At 68.6% G+C, this 15,855-nt stretch carries 12 protein-coding genes; 4 read left to right on the top strand and 8 right to left on the bottom strand.

The window, feature by feature from the left end; genetic code table 11:
* Window positions 1-715, bottom strand: a 715-nt coding sequence (locus tag AUL33_RS19810) for a DUF3095 family protein (protein ID WP_192843231.1), incomplete at its 3' end; no start/stop codon positions are given.
* Window positions 716-884: 169 nt separating this feature from the next.
* Here AUL33_RS19810 and chrA point away from each other — a divergent pair.
* The gene (gene chrA / locus AUL33_RS19805; RefSeq protein WP_244492365.1) at window positions 885-2,261 is read left to right on the top strand and encodes a chromate efflux transporter; all 1,377 of its coding nucleotides are present in this window, start codon (window positions 885-887) and stop codon (window positions 2,259-2,261) included.
* Between the two features lie 526 nt (window positions 2,262-2,787).
* Here the strand turns inward: chrA and AUL33_RS19800 are convergent.
* Together AUL33_RS19800 and trxB are read right to left on the bottom strand one after the other, a co-directional pair.
* Window positions 2,788-3,684 carry a LysR family transcriptional regulator gene (locus tag AUL33_RS19800; RefSeq protein ID WP_062212525.1) on the bottom strand — a complete coding sequence of 299 codons (897 nt, stop codon included), beginning with the start codon at window positions 3,682-3,684 and terminating at the stop codon, window positions 2,788-2,790.
* A 43-nt stretch (window positions 3,685-3,727) separates the two neighbouring features.
* Window positions 3,728-4,699, bottom strand: a complete 972-nt coding sequence (gene trxB / locus AUL33_RS19795) for a thioredoxin-disulfide reductase (protein ID WP_062212523.1) — start codon at window positions 4,697-4,699, stop codon at window positions 3,728-3,730.
* A 446-nt stretch (window positions 4,700-5,145) separates the two neighbouring features.
* On the opposite strand from trxB, the gene AUL33_RS19790 reads away from it, so the two are divergent.
* From AUL33_RS19790 to AUL33_RS19780, 3 genes are all read left to right on the top strand, one after another.
* Window positions 5,146-6,960 (top strand): ABC transporter ATP-binding protein, encoded by a 1,815-nt coding sequence (locus tag AUL33_RS19790; protein ID WP_062212521.1) that lies wholly within the window; start codon window positions 5,146-5,148, stop codon window positions 6,958-6,960.
* 250 nt (window positions 6,961-7,210) lie between these two features.
* Window positions 7,211-8,596: a TrkH family potassium uptake protein gene (locus tag AUL33_RS19785; protein WP_062212519.1), complete on the top strand. Its 1,386-nt coding sequence runs from the start codon at window positions 7,211-7,213 to the stop codon at window positions 8,594-8,596.
* Entirely contained in the window at window positions 8,596-9,378 is a 783-nt protein-coding gene (locus tag AUL33_RS19780) for a glycosyltransferase family 25 protein (protein ID WP_062212516.1), read from the top strand. Before AUL33_RS19785 ends, AUL33_RS19780 begins: the two co-directional genes overlap by 1 nt.
* Here the strand turns inward: AUL33_RS19780 and AUL33_RS19775 are convergent.
* The 5 genes from AUL33_RS19775 to AUL33_RS19755 all read right to left on the bottom strand — a co-directional run bounded on the left by AUL33_RS19775 (window position 9,371) and on the right by AUL33_RS19755 (window position 15,530).
* On the bottom strand, window positions 9,371-10,441 hold the full coding sequence (locus tag AUL33_RS19775; RefSeq protein WP_062212514.1) for a glycosyltransferase family 4 protein: 1,071 nt from the start codon (window positions 10,439-10,441) through the stop codon (window positions 9,371-9,373). The two genes, AUL33_RS19780 and AUL33_RS19775, sit on opposite strands and share 8 nt — an antisense overlap.
* Window positions 10,442-10,448: 7 nt before the next feature.
* The gene (locus tag AUL33_RS19770) at window positions 10,449-11,039 is read right to left on the bottom strand and encodes a Uma2 family endonuclease (protein WP_062212511.1); all 591 of its coding nucleotides are present in this window, start codon (window positions 11,037-11,039) and stop codon (window positions 10,449-10,451) included.
* A 13-nt stretch (window positions 11,040-11,052) separates the two neighbouring features.
* Window positions 11,053-11,526 carry a transcription elongation factor GreA gene (gene greA / locus AUL33_RS19765; RefSeq protein WP_062212508.1) on the bottom strand — a complete coding sequence of 158 codons (474 nt, stop codon included), beginning with the start codon at window positions 11,524-11,526 and terminating at the stop codon, window positions 11,053-11,055.
* A gap of 155 nt (window positions 11,527-11,681) precedes the next feature.
* On the bottom strand, window positions 11,682-15,113 hold the full coding sequence (gene carB, locus AUL33_RS19760) for a carbamoyl-phosphate synthase large subunit (RefSeq protein ID WP_062212505.1): 3,432 nt from the start codon (window positions 15,111-15,113) through the stop codon (window positions 11,682-11,684).
* A gap of 156 nt (window positions 15,114-15,269) precedes the next feature.
* Window positions 15,270-15,530 carry a helix-turn-helix transcriptional regulator gene (locus tag AUL33_RS19755; RefSeq protein ID WP_062212533.1) on the bottom strand — a complete coding sequence of 87 codons (261 nt, stop codon included), beginning with the start codon at window positions 15,528-15,530 and terminating at the stop codon, window positions 15,270-15,272.
* Window positions 15,531-15,855 lie beyond the last annotated feature (325 nt).

Here is a 15,855-nt window from a genome sequence, read left to right as displayed (position 1 = left end):
GCAGGGGATTGCCGCTCGCCGGGTTTTCCTCGCCCATCGCCAAGATCTCGCCCGCCAGTCGCTCGAAGGCGGAGGGCGAGCCCCCGGGCGCCGGCAGGGCGATGATCGACAGGACGACGCCGCGCGTCGCGGCGATCTCGGCGAAGCGGCAGGTGAGGCCGCTGAGGTCGGGGCGCTCCTCGCCGATCGTTGGATCGACGGCAAAATCGCCCGCCTTCATGCGGCTCTCCGCAAAAGCGAGGCCGCCGCCGGCGAACATCGCATAGGCGACGTCGGGCGAGGGGGCGTAGCGGGCGATGCGCACGTCCTGGCCGGCGACGCGGATGGCGGCGAGCGGCACGATCGCCGCGCGAAGGCGCATGTCGAAGCTGTCGCCGACGAAGCGCACGACGGAGGCGAGCACCCGGCGCGCCATCGGCTCCAGCGCGGCGGGAAGCGCGAAGCTCGCGCCGTCGCCGCCGAAGACGAAGGGAAAGTCGCGGCCCCCCAGCGCGTTGGCGAGCGCGGCGATGACGGAGGCCGCGGCCGTGTTGACGATCTTGTAGCGCCCGGCCTCGATCTCGCCGGTCGAGCCGACGAGATCGGCGGTGCCGACGATCCAGCCGTCGGGGACCGAACGATAGGCGCCGTCCGCGGCAAGGTCCGCGAAGTTCCGATGCACGGCGAGGAGGCCGTAGAAGTCGAGGTCGTCGCTTTCGGCCGCCGTGCTGGTCATGGGGTCGCTCCGGTCCTGCCGCCGCCCGGCGGCTGGCCTCCTCCATGTCGCGCCCAAAGCCGGTGCGATCAAGCGGGGATGCGAGACGACACCGTCACCTCGGCTTGATAGAAGCGTTCGCATCCGGCTCTCCCCGGTTTCTGGTCCGATGGTCGCGAGTAGCTACGCAATGAGAACCCGCCCGGCTTCGATCGGTCCCGCGCACGGCGTGTCGTTCCGGGAGGCGGCAGGCGTCTTCGCCCGCATCGCGGCACTCTCCTTCGGCGGGCCGGCGGGCCAGATCGCGGTGATGCACCGCATTCTCGTCGAGGAGAAGCGGTGGATCGGCGAGGCGCGGTTCCTGCACGCCCTGAACTTCTGCATGCTGCTGCCCGGACCGGAGGCGCAGCAACTGGGGACCTATATCGGCTGGCTGCTGCACGGCACGCGCGGCGGACTGATGGCCGGTCTCCTCTTCGTGCTGCCGGGCTTCGTGGCGATGCTCGGCCTGTCGTTCGTCTACGTCGCCTTCGGCCATGTGCCGCTGGTGGCCGGGCTTCTTTTCGGCCTGAAGGCGGCGGTGATCGCCATCGTGCTGCAGGCGGTGCTGCGGATCGGCGGCCGGGCGCTGCGCACGCCCGCCGCGCGGATCGTCGCCGCGCTCGCCTTCCTGGCGATCTTCGCGGGGCGCGTTCCGTTTCCCGCGATCGTGCTCGGCGCCGGGCTCGTCGGCTTCTTCGCCGAGCGCCTCGGCTTCGCACGATTCACGCCGGCCGCGCATGCGGGCGGGAGCGCGGGCGCGTTCGACGATGCCGGTTCGGCGCTCGGGGCCGAGATGCCGGTTGCGAGCGCGGGGGACCGGCGCGCGGCGCGGCGCGTCTGCCTTCTCGTCGCCGCGGTCTGGCTGCTGCCGGTGGCAGTGCTTCTCCTGTGGCTGGGGCGCGGCAACGTCTTCGCCGAGATCGCGCTGTTCTTCTCGCAGATGGCGGTGGTCACGTTCGGCGGCGCCTATGCCGTGCTCGCCTATGTCGCGCAGCAGGCGGTGGAGTTGCACGGCTGGCTTCGGCCCGGCGAGATGCTGGACGGCTTGGGCCTCGCGGAGACGACGCCGGGGCCGCTGATCATGGTGACGCAGTTCGTCGGCTTCCTCGGCGCCTTCCGCCAGCCGGGATCGCTCGATCCCTTTCTCGCGGGCACCCTCGGCGCGGTGCTGACGACGTTCGTCACCTTCGCGCCCTGCTTCCTCTGGATCTTCGCCGGAGCGCCCTTCGTGGAGCGGCTGCGGGGCCATCGCGCGCTGGGTGCCGCGCTCGCCGCGATCTCGGCGGCTGTGGTCGGCGTCATCGCCAATCTGGCGCTGTGGTTCGCGGTGCATGCGCTGTTTCGCCAGAGCGCGACCTGGGCGGCCGGGCCGTTCCACCTGGAATTGCCGGTGCTCGCCAGCCTCGATCCCGCCGCGTGCCTTTTGACGGTGGCCGCGATGGTCGGCCTGTTCGTTCTGAAGCTCGGCGTGCCCCTGCTGATCGCCGTCTCGGCCGTGGCCGGGGCGCTCTGGGCGCTGGTTTGACGGGGACGTGTTCGGCGCTTTGTGCCAGCCGCTTACGGATTGGCGGTGTGTTCGGTCGGCTGCGCTCCTGCGATCTCACGCTGGCGGCATGGATCCCGGCTCGGGGCCGGGATGACGAAATCGAGACGTTGAGCGATGCGTTGGCAGGGACGAGCCGGCCGACGGCAGGCCGGCCCAGATCGAGCGGCCGACGTCTGCCGTCCGGTTGCGTCCGACCTGTGCCGTTCGAGAGGGCGGAGGACGATCGACGCTGCCCTGCGATCCCGCAGAAAAAAAGCCGGGTTCGCGAAGAACCCGGCTGAAAGTCAGGGGCCTTCGAAAAGGCGCACCCTTGGGAGGAAACGGCCGGGAGCGAAGCAACTTGGGAGGAGGTAAGCCTTCCGCGACCCGGCTGATATTCAATGTAAGATAGCCTGCATCGAAAACAAGCACGAAATTCAGATGCTGGCAAAGCGGGCAGAAATGCCACAGGCGTCAGCCCGGCGCAAGGATCGCGCTCTACGATCCTGCGCCCGAAACACAGCCCTCAATAGGACCACGTGCGCGCCTTGCCGATGAGGAAGTCGCGGAACACCTTCAGCTTCGCGGCGTCGCGCAGCTGCTCGGGGTAGCAGAGATAGGTGTCGAAGGAGGCGAGATCGAGGTCGGGCAGGACCTGGACGAGCTTGGTGTCCTTGTCGATCATGTAGTCCGGCAGAAGCGCCAGACCGATGCCGCGTTCGATCGCCGACTTCATCGCCATCAGATTGTTGATCTGCAGGATCGAGGGGCGGCTCTGGCCCTCCGGCAGGCCGGCGGTCTCCAGCGCGTTGAGGTTCTTCAGGTAGTTCGGCGCCGGCTCGCCGAAGGTGATGATGCGGTGGCGCTCGAGATCGTCCGTGGTCTCGGGCGTGCCGTAGCGCGCGAGATAGGAGGGCGCGGCATAGACGTGGAGATGCACCGTGAAGAGGCGGCGCTGGATGAGGTCGGGCTGCTGGGGCTGGCGCAGGCGGATCGCCGCGTCGGCCTTGCGCATGGTGAGGTCGATCTCCTCGTTGTCGAAGACGAGCTGGAGTTCGAGTTCGGGATAGAGTTCGAGGAATTCCTGCGCGCGCTGCGTCAGCCAGCCCGAGCCCAGGCCTACCGTGGTAGTGACGCGCAGCTTGCCGGTCGGCTTCTCGCGCGTCTCGGTCAGCTGCATGCGTACGTTTTCCAGACGCTTCAGGACGTCGGAGGCGGTCTGGTAGAGGAGCTCGCCGGGCTCGGACAGGACGAGGCCGCGCGCGTGCCGGTGGAAGAGCGGCGCGCCGATCTCCTGTTCGAGCGCCGCCACCTGCCGGGAGATCGCCGACTGGCTGAGATTGAGCGCGTTGGCCGCGTGGGTGAAGGACCCGGCTTCGGCGGCTGCGTGAAAGATCCGCAGCTTGTCCCAGTCGAGCGCCATCGTGTTTCGCCTAGCCTCCGCCGGACACCGTTGTCCGAAACCGTTATTCCGCTGCCTGCTGGATCGGCTGTGCGGCCACCGCCGTCAGCCAGCGCTCGGCCTCGAGCGCGGCCATGCAGCCGAGCCCCGCCGCCGTCACCGCCTGCCGATAGACGTCGTCGGCGACGTCTCCGGCCGCAAAGACGCCCTCGACCGAGGTCCGGGTGGTGCCCGGCTCGACGTAGAGATAGCCGCCGTCCTTCTTGCGCAACTGGTCGCCGAACACCTCGGTCGCCGGCGCATGGCCGATCGCGACGAAGACGCCGTCGGTCGCGTGCTCGGTGATCTCGCCGCTGGTGCGATCGCGCAGGCGGATGCCCGTCACCGACTTGACCGGCTTGGTCTCGCCGGTGATCTCGGCGACCTCGGCGTTCCAGATCACGCTGACATTGGCTTGCGCGAACAGGCGGTTCTGCATGATGCGCTCGGCCCGGAACTCGGAGCGCCGGTGAACGACCGTCACCGATTTCGCGATGTTCGAGAGGTAGAGCGCCTCTTCCACCGCCGTGTTGCCGCCGCCGACCACGACGACGTCCTTGCCGCGATAGAAGAACCCGTCGCAGGTGGCGCAGGCCGAGACGCCGAAGCCCTGGAAGGCCGCTTCCGACTCGAGGCCGAGCCAGCGCGCCTGTGCGCCCGTCGCGATCACCACGGCATCCGCCGTGTAGAGCGTGCCGCTGTCGCCGGTGAAGCGGAAGGGGCGGCGCGAGAGGTCGGCCTCCACGATGAGGTCGGACGCCATCTCGGTGCCCATGGCGAGCGCCTGTGCCTTCATCTCCTCCATCAGGAACGGTCCGGCGATCGGATCGCGGTAGCCGGGATAGTTCTCGACGTCGGAGGTGATGGTGAGCTGGCCGCCTTCCTGCAGGCCGGCGACGAGCAAGGGCTTCATCATGGCGCGCGCGGCGTAGATGGCAGCGGTGTAGCCGGCCGGGCCGGAGCCGATGATGAGAATTTCCGCGTGGCGCTGGGTCATGGAACGGACTCGCTGATGGACCAAGGCCGGAAATGGCTCCGATGCCCCGCTCCTTCAATAGAGGAGGGCGGGGCGACCTGACAACCGCATCCGTTGCATCCTGGCCACACACTCCCCGGTTTCGTCCCGCGGGGTGGACGCCCGCGTGCCGCATCGCTAGGCTTTGTCTGTCTCGACACTCGCGAAAGGGAGGCCTTGCATGTTCCGAACCGCATCGATCTCCCCCACGGGCGCCGTCCGCCATCCCTCGACCTTGCGTCCCGCAAGCGCAGTGGGATCGGCCTTTACGGCCCCCTCGACCGCGCGGAACTGACCGCCCCGTCGATTTCGACCCGAGTGTCCGGCCCCTCAAGGCCCGACCACCCCGTGAGACCCCGCCGGGCGTAAAGCCATCCCGGCCTTCGAGGAGACGACGCGGGCCGCGAGCCCTTGCGTCGGCGACCGCCATGACCGTTCAGACCGAGACCGATCGCGCCGCCGCGATCCGCAACGTGCTTCGATTCACCTTTGGCAACTGGCGGGGCGAAAAGCGCCTCGTCGGCACGGTGGCCGGCGCCATCACGCTGGCGACGCTGGCCGACATCTTCATCCCCTATTTCGCGGGGCGGCTGGTGGACGCCATCATCGCCGGCACGGAGCGCGGCGCGGCCGCCTCGCAGGCGCTGACCGCGCTTGGTGCGATGGCGGCGCTGGGCCTCGCCTTCATCGTCTTCCGGCATCTCGCCTGGTCGGCCGTGGTGCCGATGACGCTGCGTATCATGCAGCGCACGGCCGAGGCCGGGTTCGCGTGTGTCCAGCATTTCTCCGCCGACTGGCACGCCAACAGCTTCTCGGGCTCGGTGGTGCGCCAGATCACGCGGGGCATGTGGTCGCTCGACCTCCTGCACGACGTGCTGCTGCTGGCGCTCTGGCCCTCCGCGGTGGTGCTGGTCGGCACGGTGGTGCTGCTCGGCCTGCAATGGCCGGTCATGGGCCTCGTGATGGCGCTCGGCTCGCTCGCCTATGTCTACGCCACGGTGGCGTTGTCTGTGCGCTACATCGCGCCGGCCTCGCGCGTCTCCAACCGGCTGGACACGCGCGTCGGCGGGGTTCTGGCCGATGCGCTGGCCTGCAACGGCGTGGTGAAGGCCTTCGGCGCCGAGGCGCGCGAGGAGGCGCGGCTGCAGGGGGCGCTGGGGGAGTGGAGCCGCGAGACGCGCCGCACCTGGATGCGCCACACCTGGGCCGGCACGATCCAGACCGTGATCCTCTGGGCGATTCGCATCGCCATCGCCGCCGCCGCGCTCTGGCTGTGGTGGCGCGGCGAGGCCAGTCCTGGCGACGTGACCTACGTGCTGACGACCTATTTCGTCGTCCACGGCTACCTGCGCGACATCGGCATGCACGTGAACAACCTGCAGCGCTCGGTGAACGAGATGGAGGAACTCGTCGATCTCCACGACGAGATGCCCGACATCGTCGATGCGCCGTCGGCCCGGCCGATCGCGGTCAAGCGCGGCGAGATCCGCTTCGAGGCGGTGCGCTTCCACTATGGCGGCCACGAGCGGCCGCTCTACGAGGACCTGAGCGTGACCATTCCCGCGGGGCAGCGGGTGGGGCTGGTCGGGCCTTCGGGCTCGGGCAAGACCACCTTCGTCAAGCTCATCCAGCGCCTGCACGACATCACGGACGGGGCGATCCGCATCGACGGCCAGCGGATCGACGCGGTGACGCAGCGCTCGCTGCGCCGGGCGATCGCCATCGTGCCGCAGGAATCGGTGCTCTTCCACCGCTCGCTGCGCGACAACATCGCCTATGCGAAACCGGGGGCATCGAACGCCGAGATCGAGCGGGCGGCGGAGCTGGCGAGCGCGGCGGAGTTCATCGAGCGCCTGCCGATGGGCTTCGAGACGATGGTGGGCGAGCGCGGCGTCAAGCTCTCGGGCGGCGAGCGCCAGCGCGTGGCGCTGGCGCGGGCCTTCCTGGCGGACGCGCCGATCCTCGTGCTCGACGAGGCGACCTCGGCGCTGGATTCGGAATCCGAGCGGCTGATCCAGCGGGCGATGGAGACCCTGATGGAAGGGCGGACCTCACTGGTGATCGCGCATCGCCTCTCGACGGTGCGAGCGCTCGACCGGATCCTCGTCTTCGATCGCGGCCGGATCGTCGAGGACGGCGCGCCGGACGATCTCCTCGGGCGGCCGGGCGGCCTCTACCGGAGGCTCACCGAGCAACAGGCGGGCATCGCGCTGCTGGGCGACGGGTCGGCCGATCGCGCCTGATCCGGCATGCCCATGGCTCTGACGGCCGGGACGCCGCGCGCGCCCCGGCCGTCGTGCGTCCCCGTGTTCCCGCCACCCCGGAAATGCTTTAGAGGCTGGACGAGGCCGATCGCCGGGGGAGGGCGCGGGAGGTCTCGCGGCTGGACGGCGCGACGCCGCCCGGCTCCGGATCCAGAAGCCGCGGGGGCGCGTCATCTTTCGTATCATCTCCCACATCGCCGCGATCTTCGGCCTGGCGCTCTCGGCCGCGATGCTGGTGCCGGCCTTCGTCGACCTCGTGGACGGCAACCGCGACTGGGTGGTCTTCATCGGCTCGGGGACAGTGACGGCGGCGATCTCGGCGCTCATCGCGGTGGCGACGCGGGGCGAGCGGTTCCGGCCCTCGCCGCGGCTCGGCTTCCTGCTCGTCACCAGCATCTGGACCACGGCCTCGTTCATCGGGGCGCTGCCCTTCTACTTCGCCTCGATCGACCTCGGCTTCGCCGCCGCCCTGTTCGAATCGGTGTCGGGCATCACCACCACCGGCGCTACCGTGATCTCGGGCCTCGACGCCCTGCCGCGCGGGCTCCTGATGTGGCGCTCGATCCTCAACTTTCTCGGCGGCATCGGCATCGTCGGCATGGCGCTGCTGATCCTGCCCTCGCTGCGGGTGGGCGGGCTCGCGCTGTTCCAGCTCGAAAGCTCGGACCGCTCCGGCAAGCTGCTGCCGCGCGTCAACCAGCTCGCGGCCGGCATCGTCGCGGTCTACGTCGCGATGACCTTCGTCTGCGCCATCCTCTATTACGCGCTCGGCATGTCGCTCTTCGATGCCGTCAACCATGCGATGTCGACGCTGGCGACCGGGGGCTTCTCGACCCATGACGAGAGTCTGGGCTTCTTCCGCTCGAACGCGATCCTGGCCGTCGCCACCGTCTTCATGATCGCCGGGGCGCTGCCCTTCGTCCTCTACATCCGCCTCTTCCTGCCGCGCCGCTTCCAGCGCTGGCACGACCCGCAGGTGCCGCTCTTCCTGGCGCTTTGCCTCGCGCTGACCCTGGCGCTGACGGCGACGCGGGTGTGGATCAACGGCGTGCCGATCGGCGAGGCCTTTCTCGGCTCGACCTTCAACCTCGTCTCGGTGATCACCACAACCGGCTTCGTCGCCGGCGACTTCACGCTCTGGTCGAACGCGGCGATCGGCATCTTCTTCCTCGCCATGTTCATCGGCGGCTGCGCCGGTTCGACGGCGGGCGGGATCAAGGTCGACCGCATTCTCATCCTCTACCAGCTCGTGCGCGCCGAATTCGCCCGCGTGGTGCGGCCCCATTCGGTGCACCGGCTGACCTATGGGCGCGAGGACATTTCGCTCGAAACCCTGCAGCGCGTGACGATCTTCATCTTCCTCTTCTTCCTCTCGCTGCTGCTCGGCACCACCGCGCTGTCGATCTGCGGCCTCGAACTCCTCACCGCCTTCTCGGCCTCGCTGACGGCGATCGGAAATGTCGGACCCGGCTTCGGGCAGGTCGTCGGCCCCGCCGGCAACTTCTCCTCGCTGCCGGCGCCCGCGCTCGCCATCCTGTCCTTCCTCATGCTGATGGGCCGTCTGGAGATCGTCACGGTGCTGGTGCTGCTCTCGCCCGGCTTCTGGAGGGACTGATGCGCATCGTCTTCATCAATCTCGACCGCGCCACCGAGCGCCGGGCCTTCATGGCGGGCCAGGCGGCACAGCTCGGCCTCACCTTCGAGCGGGTGCGCGCCGTCGAGGCTTCGGAGATCACGACCGACCAAACCGCCCGGCTGAATGGGCGCTGGGAGCGGCCGCTGAGCCCGGCCGAACTCGGCTGCTTCCTCTCCCACCATGCGCTCTGGGAGGAGATCGCGGCCGGCGCCGTGCCGATGCTGGTGCTGGAGGACGACGCCGTGCTGTCGAGAAGGCTGGCGGTTGCTCTGCCGAGGCTCGCGACCTTTGCGGCGGCGGAGTTCCTGAACCTGGAGAGCTTCGAGCGCCGCCGGTTCGTCGCGCGCCGGGCGGTGTCGCTGGGCGAGGGGCTGGCGGTGCGCCGGGTGTTTCGCGACAAGTCGGGCTCGGCGGCCTACATCCTGCATCCGGCGGGCGCGCGAAAGCTGCTGGCGCGGGCCGACAGGGGCGCGGCGCCCGTGGATGCCTTCCTGCATGGGCTCGGCGCCCTTGCCTCGTGGCAGGCGGAGCCCGCGCTGGCGATCCAGGCACATCTCTGGGCGCGGCACGGGCGCGGGGTCGGCATCGATCCCGGCACCTCGATCCAGGCGCCGCGCGGGCGCCTGCCGCTGACAATGGCGAACGCGCCGTTTCACGCCCGCCGGACCGCCACGCAGATCCGCCTGCTCGGGCAGCACGTCCGGCGCCTCGGCCCGGCGACCTACCGGGCGACGGCGCTACGCGAGGAAGATTTCATCTGACAAGAGCGCCGGCCCAAAGGCGCTCGTAGACGGCATTGATCTCGGCGGCCTCGCGGGCGAGCGGAAAATCGCGCACCGCCTTGGCCAGCGCCGCGGCGGCGGCACGGGTGCGCAGCGCCTCGTCGGTGAGGAAGGGCTCGATCGCGGCCGCGAGGCCCTCGGCATCGTTCGGCGGGATGACCGTGCCGGCGCCCTCGGTCACGACGTCGGAAAAGACGCCGACATCGGTGGCGACCACGGGAACGCCCGACGACATGGCTTCGAGCGGCGTCAGGCCGAAGCCCTCCCAGCGCTGCGGCGCGACGAAGAGGTCGAGCGCCCGGTACCAGCGCTCGATGTCGCGGTGTTCGCCGACGAAGCGGACGCGCTCGCTCAAGCCGGCCGCCGCGACCCGCGCCTTCAGATCATGGGCGAAGGCCGCGTGTTCGGGGGTGGCGCGCCCGGCGATCACGGCGATCCAGCCGGGATGGCGCGGCAGGAGCGCGATCATCGCCTCGACGAAGAGATCGGTGCCCTTGCTGGCGCGCAACCGGCCGAAACAGCCGATCGCTCGCAAGGCCGGGTTTAGCCCGACCGCGCGGCGGGCGTCCGCGACATCGGCGGCGGGGTGGAAGCGGGTGAGGTCGATGCCGTGGGTGACCACCGCATGGGGCACCGCGAGATACCCGGCGGAGCGCCGGCTCGTGGCGATGACGGCGTCCATCCGCGAGATCAGCCAGCGCGTGTAGCCGGTGTGGCGGCGCTGCGAGGCGGAGGTGAAGACGAGGCGCAGCGGCATGCGCAGCACGTCGCGCATCACGATGCCCGGCAGCATCTCGATATTGCGGCGCGCATGCCAGATGCGGAACGGCCTCGAAGCGGGACGACTCCAGAGGCGGGGCAGGTCGCGAAGGCGCAGCTTGGGCAGATGGGCGGGGAGGCCGGGGCCCACGGCGAGGATGCCGAGCGATTGGCCCTGTTCGGGCACGAGTTGGACGATGGTGGAGGTGACGCCGGACAGGCGGCGCTTGAAATTGGGGGCGATGACGAGAGTATCGCGCGAGTTTGGGCCGGGTGGAGGCAAAGGTCTATCAGATCAACGCTATGGGCAGCGACGGCAGAAGGCCGGTCCCATCGTAGATGTCCGCCAACGGCAACGTAAGCGAAGATAGGCCGAGACCGATCGCGATGTCGCCCTGCAGAACATCGTCTTGGGGCATCAGACGACCGCTCTCGTCGCGGAGCCAGAGGCTGACACGCACCTCCGACTGGGACACACAGACATACTGCCGGATCGTCGGCACGCTTTCGTAGTCCCGAAGCTTTCGGGTCTGGTCGTACCAGCCCGTGGACTTGGACAGGACTTCGAAAATTACGAACGGCTCCGAGGCGTCGTGCGCCTCGGGCCGGAAGGGACCGCAATCAATGGTGACGTCGGGGTAGCGGACATTGCCCGTCTTGATGATCGGAATTCGCAGATCTGAACCGTTCGGGCGACAAGGTGAGCCAAGCAGGAGTGACTTGAGGCTGGAGACGATGTTGGTGGCGATGAGGGCATGAGCTTCCGTGCCACCGGCCATGAGAACGGCCTGGCCCTCGACCAGTTCGTAGCGTCGTTCCTGCTCGCCCTCCCAAAGGAGGAAGTCGGTGACGTTCCACGTTCCGGCTCTTGCTTCGTTCATCGTCCCCCGCCTCTCAGGCCCAGCGCAGCTCCAGGATCTCGTAGGAGCGCGAGCCGCCGGGGGCGGCGACTTCGACCGTGTCGCCTTCGCCCTTGCCGATGAGGGCGCGGGCGATCGGGGAGGAGATGGAGATCCGGCCCTTCTTCGGATCGGCCTCCTGGTCGCCGACGATCTGGTAGATCCGCTCTTCCTCGGTGTCCTCGTCGACGAGCTTCACCGTGGCCCCGAACTTGACCTTCTCGCCCGACATCTTCGAGACGTCGATGACCTCGGCGCGGGCCGTCAGGTCCTCGAGCTCGCCGATGCGGCCCTCGTTGAGGCTCTGGGCTTCCTTGGCCGAATGGTACTCGGCGTTTTCCGAGAGGTCGCCATGGGCGCGCGCTTCGGAAATCGCCGCGATGATCCGGGGCCGCTCCTCCTGCTGACGGCGACGAAGCTCCTCCTTCAAGGAATCGAACCCGGCGACCGTCATCGGCACCTTTTCCATGCCATCACCCCTGCTGCTTGTGCCCGGCCTGGAGCCGGACACCACCTCGTTCGAGCCGGCGTTCGCCGGACGCATAACCGGCCGGTGCCCCTTTCGAGGGAACCAGCCGGGAAATTCCTGGATGCCGCCGCTGTCCCGGACGAGCCGAGACTGCTTCAGGCCGGCAGAAAGTAGGACTGAAGCGAGCGCACTTCAAGGCTGCCGGCCTTCAGCGCCCCGATCGCCTCGGCGGCGGCCTTCATGCCGGCGAGCGTCGTGTAGTAGGGCACCTTGTGCATCAGCGCGGCGCGGCGCAGCGAGCGCGAATCCGACAGCGCCTTGGCGCCCTCGGTGGTGTTGAGCACGATCTGCACCTGCCGGTTGCGGATGGCGTCCTCGATGTGGGGACGCCCCTCCAGCACCTTGTTGACCTTGTCGGCGGCGATCCCGTGTTCGGCGAGGAAGCGCTGCGTGCCCTCCGTCGCGCTGATGCGGAAGCCGAGCTCGGCCATGCGGCGCACCGGCGCCAGCATGTTGGTCTTGTCGGCGTCGCGCACCGAGACGAACAGCGTGCCCTCGCGCGGCAGGTCGACGGAGGCGCCGAGCTGCGACTTGGCGAAGGCGAGCGCGAAGTCGGTGTCGAGGCCCATGACCTCGCCGGTGGAGCGCATCTCGGGGCCGAGCAGCGTGTCGACGCCGGGGAAGCGCGCGAAGGGGAAGACCGCCTCCTTCACCGCGATATGCTTGAGGTTCTTCACGTCCGGCTTGCCGCCATAGGCGGCAAAGGCGGCCTCCAGCGTCTCGCCCGCCATGATGCGCGCCGCGACCTTGGCGATGGGCGAGCCCACCGTCTTGGCGACGAAGGGCACGGTGCGCGAGGCCCGCGGGTTGACCTCCAGCACGTAGATGTCCTCGCCCTTGATGGCGAACTGGACGTTCATCAGGCCGCCGACCTTCAGCGCCAGGGCCATGTCGCGGGTCTGGCGCTCCAGCTCGTCGGTGATCGAGCGGGAGAGGGAGTGGACAGGCAGCGAGCAGGCCGAGTCGCCCGAATGGATGCCGGCCTCCTCGATATGCTCCATGATGCCGGCGACGAACGTGTCGGTGCCGTCGCAGAGGCAGTCGACGTCCACCTCGATCGCGTCCGACAGGTAGCTGTCGATCAGCACCGGCGACTTGCCGGAGACCACCACGGCCTCCTTCATGTAGCGCTCGAACTGCGTGTCGCCGCGCACGATCTCCATCGCCCGGCCGCCGAGCACGTAGGAGGGGCGGATGACCACGGGATAGCCGATGCGCTCGACGATGACGCGGGCTTCCTCGACCGAGCGGGCGATGCCGTTGTTGGGCTGGCGTAGCTTGAGGTCGTGGAGGAGCTGCTGGAAGCGGTCGCGATCCTCGGCCAGATCGATCGCGTCGGGCGAGGTGCCGAGGATCGGGATGCCCGCCTCCTCGAGCGCGTTGGCGAGCTTCAGCGGGGTCTGGCCGCCGAACTGCACGATGACGCCGTGCAGCGTGCCGCGGGTCTTCTCGATCCGCAGCACCGCCATCACGTCCTCGGCCGTCAGCGGCTCGAAATAGAGCCGGTCGGACGTGTCGTAGTCGGTGGAAACGGTCTCGGGATTGCAGTTGATCATGATGGCTTCGAGCCCGGCATCCTTCAGCGCGAAGGCGGCATGGCAGCAGCAATAGTCGAACTCGATACCCTGGCCGATCCGGTTCGGGCCGCCGCCGAGGATGACGACCTTCTTGGCGTCGGAGACCTCGGCCTCGGAGCGGGTGGAGCCGGCGAAGGGGCGCTCGTAGGTCGAGTACATGTAGGGCGTCGGCGAGCGGAACTCGGCGGCGCAGGTGTCGATCCGCTTGAAGACGGGATGGACGTCGAGCGATTCGCGCAGGGCCGCCACCTCGGCCTCTTCCGTGCCGGCGAGCCTGGCGAGGCGTGCGTCGGAGAAGCCGGCGCTCTTCAGGAAGCGCAGGTTCTCGGCGTCCTGCGGCAGCCCGTGCTCCTTCACGCGGGTCTCGAGGTCGACGATCGCCTGGAAGCGGTCGATGAACCAGGGGTCGATCTTGCAGGCGCGGTGGACCTGCTCCTTCGTGGCGCCCTCGCGCAGGGCCTGCGCGACCATGCGCAGGCGATCGGGCGTCGGCACGCCGAGCGCGGCGCGGATGGCGTTCTTGTCGTCGCCTTCGCCGAGGCCGGGAATGACGATCTCATCGAGCCCGTCGAGGCCGGTCTCCAGGCCCCGCAGCGCCTTCTGCAAGCTCTCCTCGAAGGTGCGCCCGATCGCCATGACCTCGCCAACCGACTTCATCGCGGTGGTCAGCGTCGGCTCGGCGCCGGGGAACTTCTCGAAGGCGAAGCGCGGGATCTTGGTGACGACATAGTCGATCGAGGGCTCGAACGAGGCGGGCGTCGCGCCGCCGGTGATGTCGTTCTTCAGTTCGTCCAGCGTGTAGCCGACGGCGAGCTTGGCGGCGATCTTGGCGATCGGGAAGCCGGTGGCCTTCGAGGCCAGCGCCGAGGAGCGCGAGACGCGCGGGTTCATCTCGATGACGACGAGGCGGCCGTTCTCGGGATTGACGGCGAACTGCACGTTCGAACCACCGGTCTCGACGCCGATCTCGCGCAGCACCGCGATCGAGGCGTTGCGCATCACCTGGTATTCCTTGTCGCTCAAGGTGAGCGCCGGCGCGACGGTGATCGAGTCTCCGGTGTGGACGCCCATCGGATCGATGTTCTCGATCGAGCAGATGATGATGCAGTTGTCGGCGCGGTCGCGCACGACCTCCATCTCGTACTCCTTCCAGCCGAGCACCGATTCCTCGATGAGGACTTCCGTGGTCGGCGAGGCGTCGAGGCCGCCCTCGATGATCTCGAAGAACTCCGAGCGATTGTAGGCGATGCCGCCGCCCGTGCCGCCCATGGTGAAGGAGGGGCGGATGATGGCGGGCAGGCCGACATGCTCGAGCGCCTCGGCGGCCGCGCCCATGGCGCGCGCCATGTAGCGCTGCTTGCGGTCGGTCTCGCCAAGGTTCCATTCCTGTTCGAGGCGGACGAGCGCCGCCTCTCGCTCGTCGCCCGGCTCCGTCTCGCGGATGGCGCCGGCGCGCTTTTCCTCGTGCGCGGCCTTGTCGATGTGCTTGGCCTCGGTGGCGTTGGCGAGGAAGGATTTGGGGGTCTCCAGCCCGATGCGCGTCATCGCCTCGCGGAAGAGGGCGCGGTCCTCGGCCATGTCGATGGCGGCGGCATCGGCACCGATCATCTCGACATTGTATTTGTCGAGGACGCCCATGCGCTTCAGCGACAGGGCGGTGTTCAGCGCGGTCTGGCCGCCCATCGTCGGCAGGATCGCGTCGGGGCGCTCCTTGGCGATGATCTTGGCGACGACCTCGGGGGTGATCGGTTCGATATAGGTGGCGTCGGCGAGATCGGGATCGGTCATGATCGTCGCCGGGTTGGAATTGACGAGGACGATCCGGTAGCCCTCGTCGCGCAGCGCCTTGCAGGCCTGTGTTCCCGAATAGTCGAACTCGCAGGCCTGGCCGATGATGATCGGACCTGCGCCGATGATGAGGATCGTCTTCAGGTCTTCGCGTTTCGGCATCGGGACATCCGTTCGTTCGTGCGCGCAGGCGCCCCGGCCGCTCGACGTGCGGTCAGGGTCTCGGCAGGGCGTATTCCAGGCTAAGGCCGGCTTATAGGCAAAGGTGCCGCACAGCGAAAGGGCGAAGCTGCATTCGCCCGCGGGACATTCGTCCCGTCAGGCGAGATTCTTCGCGGCGCCCGCCTCGGCCCATTCGGCATAGGAGCGCGGGATCGCGCGCCCGTCATAGGTCTCGACGCCCAGCGACAGTGCCAGACAGGCGAGTTCGACGGTCTTGGGGATCTCGACGCGTTTTCCGTCGCGGTCGCCCTTCTCGTAATACTGGATGACGCGCTTCTTCAGGCCGAGCTTGTCGGCGGCGTCCTTCTGCTTGAGGCCGAGCGAACGCCGCCATTCGCGGAAGCGATCCGAATTCATGCCGCCGTGATGATCCTGCATCCCGCACCGTCCCGTTCCAGCCTCGCGCAACGGCGGTCGGATCCTTTGGGAGGGCCCGTCGCACCGATCGTTTCCCTAGAAGCCCCATCGCGTCGCGGCAACGAAATAATGCACACGGTGCACTTTCGATATCTTGATACGGCGCACGATGTGCGCATTTATAGGTGCATGGAACTGCCGACGACGCCTCCCGTCGCCATCCGGGCAGGGGCCACCCCAGAGGCTTAGGACACATCCGATGCTCGCAGACATCATCGTCGCTCGTTCCACCTATGGCGGGGACCGCAATCGCGACGACCTGCAC

It is taken from the genome of Aureimonas sp. AU12, assembly GCF_001463705.1.
Taxonomy (GTDB): Bacteria; Pseudomonadota; Alphaproteobacteria; order Rhizobiales; family Rhizobiaceae; genus Aureimonas.
The sequence above is the reverse complement of the archived record's forward strand: the minus strand, read 5'-3'. Positions and strand labels throughout refer to the sequence as shown.

What these genes read in the sequence shown, in the direction of transcription:
- chrA (WP_244492365.1), top strand. Translation starts at nt 885, where the DNA reads ATGAGAACCCGCCCGGCTTCGATCGGTCCCGCGCACGGCGTGTCGTTC.
- AUL33_RS19800 (WP_062212525.1), bottom strand. Translation starts at nt 3,684, where the DNA reads ATGGCGCTCGACTGGGACAAGCTGCGGATCTTTCACGCAGCCGCCGAA.
- trxB (WP_062212523.1), bottom strand. Translation starts at nt 4,699, where the DNA reads ATGACCCAGCGCCACGCGGAAATTCTCATCATCGGCTCCGGCCCGGCC.
- AUL33_RS19790 (WP_062212521.1), top strand. Translation starts at nt 5,146, where the DNA reads ATGACCGTTCAGACCGAGACCGATCGCGCCGCCGCGATCCGCAACGTG.
- AUL33_RS19785 (WP_062212519.1), top strand. Translation starts at nt 7,211, where the DNA reads ATGCTGGTGCCGGCCTTCGTCGACCTCGTGGACGGCAACCGCGACTGG.
- AUL33_RS19780 (WP_062212516.1), top strand. Translation starts at nt 8,596, where the DNA reads ATGCGCATCGTCTTCATCAATCTCGACCGCGCCACCGAGCGCCGGGCC.
- AUL33_RS19770 (WP_062212511.1), bottom strand. Translation starts at nt 11,039, where the DNA reads ATGAACGAAGCAAGAGCCGGAACGTGGAACGTCACCGACTTCCTCCTT.
- greA (WP_062212508.1), bottom strand. Translation starts at nt 11,526, where the DNA reads ATGGAAAAGGTGCCGATGACGGTCGCCGGGTTCGATTCCTTGAAGGAG.
- carB (WP_062212505.1), bottom strand. Translation starts at nt 15,113, where the DNA reads ATGCCGAAACGCGAAGACCTGAAGACGATCCTCATCATCGGCGCAGGT.
- AUL33_RS19755 (WP_062212533.1), bottom strand. Translation starts at nt 15,530, where the DNA reads ATGAATTCGGATCGCTTCCGCGAATGGCGGCGTTCGCTCGGCCTCAAG.